Below are 10,290 nucleotides of genomic sequence, written 5' to 3'. Positions count from 1 at the left end.
CCGGCCGGCTTCCAGGTCGGCCTGGGCGAGCGTGCGTTTGGCGAGCGCCACGCCGCGGCCGTTCACCGCCGCCTCGATCACCAGGCTCGACTGGTTGAACCTGGGCCCCCGCGTGCCGTCGATCCCCTTGACCCCGCGGGCGGCCAGCCACATGGGCCAGTCGGGGCAGGAATCGTCGAGGTCGGGCGAGCCGTCGTGCAGCAGCACGTGGCGGGCGAGGTCGCCCGGCGAATTGAGCGGGGCTTGCCCGTGCAGCTCGGGGCTGATCACCGGCACGACGCTTTCGCCCATCAGGCGCTTGATCTCCAGCCCCGGATAGCGGCCCGAGCCGTAACGGATCGCGAGGTCGACTTCGCCGGCGGTGAGGTCGACGATCTCCATGCCGGCCTGCAGCCAGACGTCGACCTGCGGATGCGCCTGCTCGAACGCGCCCAGCCGCGGCACCAGCCACTTGGCGGCGAGCGAAGGCGGCGCCGTCAGCGTCAGCCGCCGGCCATCGACCGCCGCGGTGAGCAGGGAGGCGGCCTCGGCGAGCCGGTCGAAGGCCTCGCGCAAGGCCGGGAGCGCGGTCTGGGCGGCGTCGGTGAGCAACAGGCCCTTGGGGGTGCGCTTGAACAGCGCCGCGCCGACGTAGTCCTCGAGATTCTGGATCTGCTGGCTGACCGCGCCCGGGGTCACCGAAAGCTCGTCGGCGGCGCGGCTGAAGTTCAGGTGCCGGGCGGCCGCCTCGAAGGCGCGGAGCGCGTTGAGCGGCGGCAAGCGGCGGCGCTCCTGCATGCGTTCCATGAGAATTCCTGACAGCCCGGGCAGAAGTCCTTGGCTTGCGAAGTGGGGCTTGGCCGACCTAATTGCAAGCGTCCGCCGGTGTATCGGCCCTTTTCGCCGGCGGGTGCGAGCGGGGCGGGGGCGACCCCGTCCCGTCTCGATTTGAAGCACAGAGCTTATAGAGAAGCTAATGCCGCAGCGACGCGACAGCGCAATGCGACCGAAGCGCCTGGTGGTCCTCGGGGGCGGCCGGAGCTCGCGCGCGGGCGCGGTGTGGCTGGTCGGCGCGGGCCCCGGCGATCCCGAGCTTCTGACGATCAAGGCCCTGAAGGCGCTGCAGGGCGCTGAGGTCGTGGTGCACGACGGTCTGGTCACGACTGAGGTCCTCGCGCTTGCGCCGCAGACGGCGCGCCGCATCTCGGTCGCCAAGCGCAAGTCGCGGCACTCCTTCAGCCAGGACGAGATCAACCGCATGCTGGTGGCCTTCGCGCGCGAGGGCCTGAGGGTGGTGCGGCTGAAGGGCGGCGATCCGTTCATCTTCGGCCGCGGCGGCGAGGAGCTGCAGGCCTGCCGCGAGGCGGGCGTCGAATGCCACGCGATCCCTGGCGTGACCGCGGCGCTCGCGGCCGGCGCCGGGGCCGGCGGGCCGCTCACCCATCGCGGCTCGGCCCAGGCGGTGACCTTCGTCACCGGCCATGCGGCGAAGGGCGGCGAGCCGGATCTCGACTGGGAGAGCCTCGCGCGGCCCAACCAGACGGTGGTGGTCTACATGGGCCTGTCGATGGCTGCCCCGATCGCCGCGCGGCTGATGGCGGCGGGCCGGGCGGGGTCCACGCCGGCGCTGATCGTCGAGAACGCCTCGCGCCCCGACGAGCGGCGCATCGTGACCACGCTGGCGGGCCTGGCCAAAGCGGCGGCTGCGCTCAGCGGCCCGGCGCTGCTGATCGTCGGCGAAGCCATGGCGTTGGCCGAGGAACTCATTCCCGCTCATCCCCGCGAAAGCGGGGACCCAAGCGGCGCTTCGAACGAACTCAGCATGGATTCCCGCCTGCGCGGGAATGAGCGGCCATGAAGGCGCTCACCGGCAATCGGCTGGCCGACGGCGAGGCGGTGTTCTGGAAGGACGGCCGCTGGGTCGAGCGCTTCGCCGAGGCGCAGATCTTCGACGACGACCAGGCGGCGCTCGAGGCCGAGGGCATGGCCAAGGCGCAGGGAACGGTGGTGGTCGATCCCTACCTGATCGACCTGGTGGATTCCGAGGGCCTGTGGGCGCCGCTCAGCTTCCGCGAGCGCGTGCGCTGCCTGGGCCCGACCAATCATCCCCAGCACGGCAAGCAGGCTGCGGGCGGCGAGGACGTCGAAGCGCTTCGACACGCCCACGGCGCGGCCCGCTCCACCGGGCGGGTCAACCTGATCAAGCGGAAGTGAAGGCCGGCATGTACCGCTATGACGCCATCGACAAGGAGTTCGTGGCCGACCGGGCCGCGGAATTCCGCGAGCAGGTGAACCGCCGGCTGGCCGGCGAGCTCACCGAGGACCAGTTCAAGCGCATCCGCCTGATGAACGGGCTCTATCTGCAGCTGCACGCCTACATGCTGCGGATCGCCATCCCCTACGGATCGCTGAACGCCAAGAAGCTGCGCAAGCTCGCCTACATCGCCAAGACCTACGACAAGGGCTACGGCCACTTCACGACGCGGACCAACCTGCAGCTGCACTGGATCAAGCTGAAGGACGCGCCGGACATCCTGGAGCATCTCGCCGAGGTCGAGATGCACGCCATGCAGACCTCCGGCAACGTGATCCGCAACATCACGGCCGATCCCTATGCGGGCGCGACCGCCGACGAGCTCGACGATCCGCGGGTCTGGGCCGAGGCGATCCGCCAGTGGTCGACCCTGCACCCGGAATTCACCTTCCTGCCCCGCAAGTTCAAGATCGCGGTCACCGCGGCGGCCAAGGACCGCGCGGCGCTGCGCGTCTACGACATCGGCCTGGCGCTCAGGCGCGGGCGCGGCGGCGAGCTGGGGTTCGAGGTGATGGTGGGCGGCGGGCTCGGCCGGACGCCCTACCTGGGCCCGACGATCCGCGAGTTCCTGCCGACCCGGCATCTGCTCTCGTACCTCCAGGCGATCCTGCGGGTCTACAACCGCTACGGCCGGCGCGACAACATCTGGAAGGCGCGCATCAAGGTGCTGGTCGCCTCGCTGGGCGCCGAGGAGTTCGCAAGGCAGGTCGAGGCCGAGTGGGAGAAGTCCGAGAACGAGCCGGTCGACCTGCCGGACACCGAGCTCGCCCGCATCCGCGGCTGGTTCACGCCGAAATTCGCCACCCTTCCGCCCGCCTCCGAGATCTTCGAGCAGGCCAAGGCGTCCGATCCGGCGTTCGCCCGCTGGACCCGCCACAACGTCCATCCGCACAAGCAGCCTGGCTACGCCATCGTCGACGTCTCGCTGAAGACCCCGGGACTGACGCCGGGCGACATCACCTCCGAGCAGATGGACGTCGTGGCCGACCTCGGCGAACGCTATTCGATCGACGATATCCGGGTGAACTATCAGCAGAACCTGTTGCTGCCGCATGTGCGGCTGGACGACCTGCCCACGGTGCATGCGGCGCTGGAGGCGGCGGGCCTCGCCACGCCCAACATGGACCTGGTCACCGACATCGTGGCCTGCCCGGGCCTGGACTACTGTTCGCTCGCCAACGCCCGCGCCATCCCGATCGCCCAGGACATCGCCCGGCGGTTCGACGACGCCGAGCGCGCTGAGCTGATCGGCGAGCTGAAGATCCGCATTTCCGGCTGCATCAACGCCTGCGGACACCACCACGTGGGCCACATCGGCATCCTTGGCGTCGATAAGAAGGGCGAGGAGTTCTACCAGGTCACGCTCGGCGGCTCCGGCGCGGAGGACGCGGCGCTGGGCACGATGCTCGGGCCGGCGCTGCCGGCGGACAAGGTCGCCGAGGCCGTCGAGCAGATGGTCGAGGTCTATCTGCGCGAGCGGACGACAGGCGAGCGCTTCCTGGACACCTTCCGGCGCACCGGCGTCGCCCCCTTCAAGGAGGCTGTCTATGCCGACGCTCATTAAGTCCCAGGGCGGCCGGATGGTGCTGGCCAACGACCCGTTCACCCATGTGGACGACGAAGAGGCGCTGCCGCCGGGCGACGTCATCCTGTCGCTCGCCCGCTTCCAGGCCGAGGGCGACCGGCTGCTCTCCGACGGGCGCTCGGTGGGCGTGCGGCTGACGACCGAGGAGGAGGTCGAGGCGCTGGCCTATGACCTGCCGAGGATCGCAGTCGTGGCGCTGAAGTTCCCGAAGTTCCTCGACGGGCGGCACTATTCCAACGCCCGCATTCTCAGGGAGCGGTTCAAGTTCACCCGCGAGCTGCGCGCCTGCGGCGACGTGCTGCGCGAACAGGCGGGCTTCATGCTCCGTTGCGGCTTCGACGCGTTCGAGCCGGCCGACGGATCCACGCCGGAGCAGTGGGAAAGGGCCACCCGCCGCTACCGCCATGTGTATCAGCGCGGGGTCGACGAGCGCGTCCCCGCTTTCGTGGAGCGTAGGTCGTGAGTCTGGCCCTCGATGACATCCGCCGGCCGCAGCCGCCGCGCGTCCAACGCCTGGATGCGGAGCTGCGCCACGCCCATCCGATCACCGTCCTGGAGGCGGCCTACGAGAGCTTCGGCGACAAGCTGGCCCTGGTTTCCTCGTTCGGGGCGGAATCGGCGGTGCTGCTGCATCTGGCCGCCCAGGTGAGCCGGGACATCCCGGTGCTGTTCCTCGACACCGGCATGCTGTTCGGCCAGACGCTCGACTATCGAAGGAGGCTGGCGGCGCGCCTGGGCCTGAGCGACGTGCGCGACCTGCGCCCGCATTATCACGACCTGGCGACGGCCGATCCGCAGGCCAAGCTCTGGGAGACCGACACCGATGCCTGCTGCCACGTCCGCAAGGTGTTGCCGCTGGATCGCGGGCTCGCCGAGTTCGACGCCTGGATCACCGGGCGCAAGCGGTTCCACGGCGGGGCTAGGCTGTCGCTGCCGGTGGTCGAGCAGGCGGACGGCAAAGTGAAGTTCAATCCCCTCGCCAACTGGGCGAAGGCCGAGCTCGACGCCTACATGGCCGAGCATGACCTGCCGGCCCATCCGCTGGTCGAGCAGGGCTTCCCCTCGATCGGCTGCTGGCCCTGCACCCAGCCGGCCGACGACGGCGACGGCGTGCGCGCCGGGCGCTGGAAAGGGTCTGACAAGACCGAGTGCGGTATCCACCTGGCCCGGGCGCCGGGGACCGCGCCGAACGTGGGCGGCGACATCTAGGCCGGCCCGAACTACATAGCGAAGAGAGTTCAATGACGGATGTGATCGTGGCCCAGCCGGCCCCGAAGGCCTCCAGCGCCTTCCTCGTCGAGACCGTGACCTGGGTCCAGCACTGGACGGAGACGCTGTTCTCCTTCCGCACGACCCGCGATCCGGCCTTCCGCTTCACCAGCGGGCAGTTCGTGATGGTCGGCCTGACGCTGGAGAGCGGAAAGCCGCTGGTGCGCGCCTATTCCATCGCCTCGCCGGCCTGGGAGGACCACCTCGAGTTCTATTCCATCAAGGTGCCGGACGGCCCGCTCACCTCGCGCCTCCAGAACATCCAGGTCGGCGATCCGGTGCTGATCGGCAGGAAACCCACCGGCACCCTGGTGCTGGACGGCCTCAAGGCCGGCAAGCGGCTCTACATGCTGGGCACCGGCACCGGGCTCGCGCCCTGGCTGTCGCTGGCCCGCGACCCGGAGGTCTACGACCGATTCGACGAGGTGATCGTCACCCACACGGTGCGCGAGGCGCGCGACCTCAACTACCGCCAGCTGTTCGAGCAGGAGCTGCCGAACGACGAGTACCTGGGCGACCTGATCGCCCCGAAGCTCAGATATTACCCGACGGTCACTCGCGAGCCGTTCAAGACCCAGGGCCGGATCACCGACCTGATCGAGAGCGGGCGGCTGTTCGAAGATCTCGGCAATCCGCCGTTCGATCCGGCGGTGGACCGGGTGATGCTGTGCGGCGGTCCCTCGGTGCTGGTCGACCTGAAGCGCCAGCTGCTGGAGCGCGGCTACGCGGAAGGCTCGATCGCCGAGCCGGGCGACTTCGTGCTGGAGCGCGCCTTCGTCGAGAGCTGAGCCTCGGCCTGTGCGGACGCGCGGCTAGGCTGTGTGCTCTTAAAAGGGGCGGGGCTTGGGTGCGCTTCCGGTTTGGAAAGCCAATGACTGAGGTCCACCCGCTGCGGTCCTTCGCCCAGACCCAGGAAATCCGCATTCGCTGGCGGAGATTGCTAAGCTGGGAGAGCCGCCAGGACGGTCGAGCCCTTCCGGAGCGAAAATGCCCTTCGTGACAAGTCGCGGGAACCGAATCCACTATACGGTGGAGGGAACTGGGCCGCTCGTGGTCTTACTTCACGGTTTGCTCAGCGACGCGAGAAGTTGGAAGCGCTGGGGCGTCATCGAGACACTGGCGGACGGCTACTGCGTCGCCAGCGTGGATTCTCTTGGCCACGGCCTGAGCGACAAGCCTTCCGATCACAACCATTATGGCCTGGAAGTGAGAGCCGCCGATGTCCTCGCAGTTATCGATGACCTGGGTTGCGAGAAAGCCCACCTCATTGGTTATTCCATGGGCGGCTGGCTCTCCGTGGGCGTTGCGCGACACCATCGCGACCGGCTGTCGTCGCTTGTGATTGGGGGCTGGGATATCGTGCACGGGATCGAAGCAGCCCGTCCTCAAGGGATGCGCGGAGTTTCGGACTTCAGGGATCAGATTGCTGATTTGCGAGTGACCGCCCCGGCCGTCGTCAAATGGGTCACGGCGGAGGTCGAGCCAGGCCTATGTGCTTGCTGGGAAGCGCTCGCGGACGTTTGCGATGCGCGCGACGCCGTTGTCCAAGCCGGCGTCCCTGTGCTGCTTTGGAGCGGACGCGAAGATCTCAACTACGAACCGATGAAGGCGTTCGCAGCAGCGGAACGGACTCGGTTTCTAGTGACGGGCGGCGACCACGGCGGCGCAATTTGGCAGTTCGGACGGGAGAGTGGCGCAGGTATCAGACGGTTCCTCGATACGCAGCGAACCACCTGAGCGATCTACGAACCTCCGCTCGCCACCCTTCTCGGAAGACCAAGACGTACGCTTGCCGGCTGGTCGCCGCGTCGCCTCGATTTATGAGTGCGCGACTAGCCCGGCGGGCAGCCCTTGAAGTCGCCGACCTTGATGGCGGTCAGCCGGGCGAGATTGAGCGCCTGGGCCGCGGCCGAGGCCCGCGAGCCGGTGTAGAGGTCGATCCTCTGGCCCTTGATCGCCCCGCCGGTGTCGGAGGCGTACCAGTAGCCGTCGTGCGTCGAGCCGTCGGGCAGCTTCATGCCGACGGTCTCCTTGATGAACAGGATCGAGCGTTTCGGGATCAGGGTCCTGTCGACCGCCACCGTGCGCATGGCGACGACCTTGCAGCCCAGCGAGTCCAGCGCGCCCACGCCCTTGACGCCGGCGTGGTAGAGCGTCGCCTTGAGATTGAACACCGGACCGGTCGGCAGGCTGCCGGTGACCACCGACATGATCAGGTCGCCGAGCGGATCGGATGAGGCGGCGTGCGCGCTCGAACCCAATGCAAGGAGGGGAAGAGCGGCCAGTGCGGCGAGGCGGCGTCGCATGACGGCGTCTCCTTCGTCGTTGAGCTGGTGGTGCGGACTCGTACCCTCCTAAAATGGTTAACCGCAACCCCGCCCGGGTGCGGCAGGCTGCCCTGTCAGATTTTCTGACAATCCGAGTTAGACGCCATCGCTTGAGTTCCCGAGAGCGGAGGCTGAATTCCCAGCTTGGCCGTAGAGGAGACGGGCTTTGAGAATTTATGGGGACTCCATCTCCGGAAATTGCCTGAAGGTGAAGTGGACGGCCGATCATTTGCGGCTCAGCTACGACTGGATCGAGACCGATGTCCTGAAGGCGGAGACGCGCACGCCCGCGTTCCTGGCGCTGAATCCGGCCGGCCAGGTCCCGACCGTGATCCTGGACGACGGCCGGCCGCTCGCCCAGTCGAACGCCATCATCCTGCATCTCGCCGAAGGCTCCGAGCTGACCCCGCGGGACGCCTACGAGCGGGCCAGGATGCTGGAGTGGCTGTTCTGGGAGCAGTACAGCCACGAGCCCTATGTGGCGGTGGCGCGCTTCCAGGTGCGCTATCTCGGCAAGTCGCCCGCGGAGCTCGAGCCGCGGCTGGTGGAGCGCGGCCGGGCCGCGCTGCAGCGCCTGGAAGACGCCCTGACGCAGTCGCGTTTCCTGGTCGGCGATCGTCCCAGCCTCGCCGATATCTCGCTCGTGGCGTACACGCGCTGGGCTGGGGAGGGCGGCTTCGAGCTCTCCGACTACCGGAACGTCCGGGCCTGGATCGGCCGCGTGGAGCAGGCCTTCCAGATCGCCGACTGACGCCCCTTGCCAGCCGCGGCGAGTGCGGCCAAACCCGGCCCATGCGCCATCTCGTCTCCGCCCTCCTGATTGTGCTCGCCCTGCCGGCGGCGGCGCTCGCCTGGGGAAGCGCCGGCCACCGGATGATCGGCGAGGCGGCGATCCGCGCCTTGCCGGCCGAGCTGCCGGCCTTCCTGCGCACGCCGCAAGCGGCGGTCGACGTGGGCGAGTACTCCCGCGAGCCCGACCGCGGGCGCGCCGCCGGGCGGGTGCACGACAACGCCCGCGATCCGGCGCACTTCGTCGATCTCGGGGACGACGGGCGGATCCTCGGCGGGCCCACGCTGGAGACCCTGCCGCCCACGCTCGAGGCCTATGACGCCGCCCTGCGCGCCGTGGGCCAGGACAGCTGGAAAGCGGGCTGGCTGCCCTACGCCATCGTCGACCGCTGGGAGCAGCTGGCCAAGGATTTCGCCTACTGGCGCGTCCTGGCCTTCGCCGAGGCCAGTCCTCAGTGGCGCGCGCACCGCGCGTGGTTCGCCGCCGACAAGCGCCGCCGCGAGGCCCTGATCCTCGAGGACATCGGCGAGCTGTCCCATTTCGTCGGCGACGGCAGCCAGCCGCTGCACGTCACCGTGCACTACAACGGCTGGGGCGATTTCCCGAACCCGCAGGGCTTCACCACCGCCAGGATCCATCAGCCGTTCGAGGGCGAGATGGTGGCGCATGCCGTTCGGCCGGCGGCGGTGGCGGGCGCGATCGCGCCGCTCCGGCTCTGCGCCTGCACGATCGAGCAGCGCACCGTGCAATACCTGGCCGCCACCGCCAGGCAGGCGATCCCGCTCTACGCCCTGGAGAAGGCGGGCGGCCTCGAGCCCGGCGATCCGCGGGGACCGGCGTTCGCGACGCGGCAGCTCGCGGCAGGCGCCTCGGAGCTGCGCGACCAGATCCTCGAGGCCTGGCGCGCCAGCCTGAAGGAGACCGTGGGCTACAAGCCGATCTCCGTGGCCGACGCGCTGGCCGGCAAGGTCGATCCCTATCCCGCGCTCTACGGGACCGACTGATGAACGTGCCCCAGTTCGGCCAGCGCGAGCCTGGCCGCAGCTATCCCGACCGGCCGGCGGCGTTCGCGGTGGTGGCGCGCGAGGGCCGGATCGCGCTCGTCCGCGTGAGCCTGAAGACCGGCGGCGTGCGCATCGACCTGCCGGGCGGGGGCCTGGAGCCCGGCGAGAGCGCGAACCAGGCGGCGGTGCGTGAATATGGGGAGGAGACGGGCCTGGTGATCGACGTCGAGGCCGAGCCCTTCGCCCTGGCCGACCACTACTTCATCAACGACAGCGACGAATCCCACAACACGCGAGGCCGTTTCTTCGCAGGCACGCTGCTGCGGGCGGACGCGGGCCGCAAGATCGAGCACGACCACGCCCTGGTGTGGCGCACGCCGCACGAGGCGCTGCTCGAGCTCGACCGCGATTCCCACGTCTGGGCGCTCGCCTGCTGGCTGCGGCGCGGGCGAGCCTAGGCGCTCAGGCGGTCTTGCGGGCCGCGGGCTGGGCGCGGCGGGCGCTGCGCTTGCGGCCGGACCCCATCGCCGCCTTGCGCTTGGAGTTGGCGCGCGCCTCGGCCCGGCGCAGCACCTCGGGGCGATGCTGCTCGCACTGCTCGAGGATCTCGTCGAGCTTCTCGTCGGAGAGGTGCTCGATGCCGATGAACTCGTTCTTCGCCTTGGAGGCGCGGATCAGCTCGTCCAGCTTGGCCTGCAGGGCGGCGTTGTCGCGGTTCTGGGTGTTCTGGATCAGGAACACCATCAGGAAGGTGACGATGGTCGTGCCCGTGTTGATGATCAGCTGCCAGGTGTCCGAATAGTGGAACACCGGACCGGAAAAGGCCCAGATGATCACGATCACGATACAGGCGAGGAAGGTGAGGGGGCGGCCCGTCCAGCGCGACACCGCGCTGGCGATCCGGGCGAAGGCGTCGCTGAATGCACTCATTAGGAACCGGCTTATCTTTCTGCGGTTTGCGTCACCTCCGCTGAACGGCTAGTGCGAGACCCTGTTCCGGAGGCGCCCATGGCCGAGCCCGT

General features: G+C 69.0%; 13 protein-coding genes. 10 read left to right on the top strand and 3 right to left on the bottom strand.

Annotated elements, in window-relative coordinates:
- Positions 1-786: transcriptional regulator GcvA (gene gcvA / locus VLI41_RS12985; RefSeq protein ID WP_325268506.1), on the bottom strand; the 786-nt coding region annotated here is incomplete at its 3' end.
- 193 nt (positions 787-979) lie between these two features.
- Between gcvA and cobA the strand changes: the two genes are divergently transcribed.
- The 7 genes from cobA to VLI41_RS12950 all read left to right on the top strand — a co-directional run bounded on the left by cobA (position 980) and on the right by VLI41_RS12950 (position 6,884).
- Positions 980-1,837, top strand: coding sequence for a uroporphyrinogen-III C-methyltransferase (cobA, locus tag VLI41_RS12980; RefSeq protein WP_325268505.1), 858 nt, complete (start codon positions 980-982; stop codon positions 1,835-1,837).
- Positions 1,834-2,193: a DUF2849 domain-containing protein gene (locus VLI41_RS12975; protein ID WP_325268504.1), complete on the top strand. Its 360-nt coding sequence runs from the start codon at positions 1,834-1,836 to the stop codon at positions 2,191-2,193. The genes cobA and VLI41_RS12975 overlap by 4 nt, the downstream gene beginning before the upstream one ends.
- Positions 2,194-2,201: 8 nt before the next feature.
- Positions 2,202-3,857: a nitrite/sulfite reductase gene (locus VLI41_RS12970; protein WP_325268503.1), complete on the top strand. Its 1,656-nt coding sequence runs from the start codon at positions 2,202-2,204 to the stop codon at positions 3,855-3,857.
- Complete coding sequence (locus VLI41_RS12965) at positions 3,841-4,341, top strand: DUF934 domain-containing protein (RefSeq protein ID WP_325268502.1); 501 nt, start codon at positions 3,841-3,843, stop codon at positions 4,339-4,341. Before VLI41_RS12970 ends, VLI41_RS12965 begins: the two co-directional genes overlap by 17 nt.
- 2 nt (positions 4,342-4,343) lie before the next feature.
- Entirely contained in the window at positions 4,344-5,087 is a 744-nt protein-coding gene (locus VLI41_RS12960; RefSeq protein ID WP_325268507.1) for a phosphoadenylyl-sulfate reductase, read from the top strand.
- A 32-nt stretch (positions 5,088-5,119) separates the two neighbouring features.
- On the top strand, positions 5,120-5,935 hold the full coding sequence (locus VLI41_RS12955; RefSeq protein ID WP_325268501.1) for a ferredoxin--NADP reductase: 816 nt from the start codon (positions 5,120-5,122) through the stop codon (positions 5,933-5,935).
- A gap of 199 nt (positions 5,936-6,134) precedes the next feature.
- Entirely contained in the window at positions 6,135-6,884 is a 750-nt protein-coding gene (locus VLI41_RS12950; protein ID WP_325268500.1) for an alpha/beta fold hydrolase, read from the top strand.
- Positions 6,885-6,979: 95 nt separating this feature from the next.
- Here the strand turns inward: VLI41_RS12950 and VLI41_RS12945 are convergent, their stop codons facing one another.
- Positions 6,980-7,453 carry a 3D domain-containing protein gene (locus VLI41_RS12945; protein WP_325268499.1) on the bottom strand — a complete coding sequence of 158 codons (474 nt, stop codon included), beginning with the start codon at positions 7,451-7,453 and terminating at the stop codon, positions 6,980-6,982.
- Positions 7,454-7,640: 187 nt separating this feature from the next.
- On the opposite strand from VLI41_RS12945, the gene VLI41_RS12940 reads away from it, so the two are divergent.
- Genes VLI41_RS12940 through VLI41_RS12930 form a run of 3 tightly spaced genes read left to right on the top strand, consistent with a single transcriptional unit; the run spans position 7,641 to position 9,726 of the window.
- Complete coding sequence (locus tag VLI41_RS12940) at positions 7,641-8,225, top strand: glutathione S-transferase family protein (protein WP_325268498.1); 585 nt, start codon at positions 7,641-7,643, stop codon at positions 8,223-8,225.
- A 41-nt stretch (positions 8,226-8,266) separates the two neighbouring features.
- Complete coding sequence (locus VLI41_RS12935) at positions 8,267-9,268, top strand: S1/P1 Nuclease (RefSeq protein WP_325268497.1); 1,002 nt, start codon at positions 8,267-8,269, stop codon at positions 9,266-9,268.
- Positions 9,268-9,726 carry an NUDIX domain-containing protein gene (locus tag VLI41_RS12930; protein WP_325268496.1) on the top strand — a complete coding sequence of 153 codons (459 nt, stop codon included), beginning with the start codon at positions 9,268-9,270 and terminating at the stop codon, positions 9,724-9,726. The genes VLI41_RS12935 and VLI41_RS12930 overlap by 1 nt, the downstream gene beginning before the upstream one ends.
- A gap of 4 nt (positions 9,727-9,730) precedes the next feature.
- Here VLI41_RS12930 and VLI41_RS12925 read toward each other — a convergent pair whose 3' ends face one another.
- Positions 9,731-10,198, bottom strand: a complete 468-nt coding sequence (locus tag VLI41_RS12925) for a low affinity iron permease family protein (RefSeq protein ID WP_325268495.1) — start codon at positions 10,196-10,198, stop codon at positions 9,731-9,733.
- Positions 10,199-10,290: the final 92 nt, after the last annotated feature.

It is taken from the genome of Phenylobacterium sp., assembly GCF_035475775.1.
In the GTDB taxonomy this organism is placed as follows: Bacteria; Pseudomonadota; Alphaproteobacteria; order Caulobacterales; family Caulobacteraceae; genus Phenylobacterium.
Note: the sequence above shows the minus strand (reverse complement) of the source record. Positions and strands in the feature narration are given on the sequence as shown.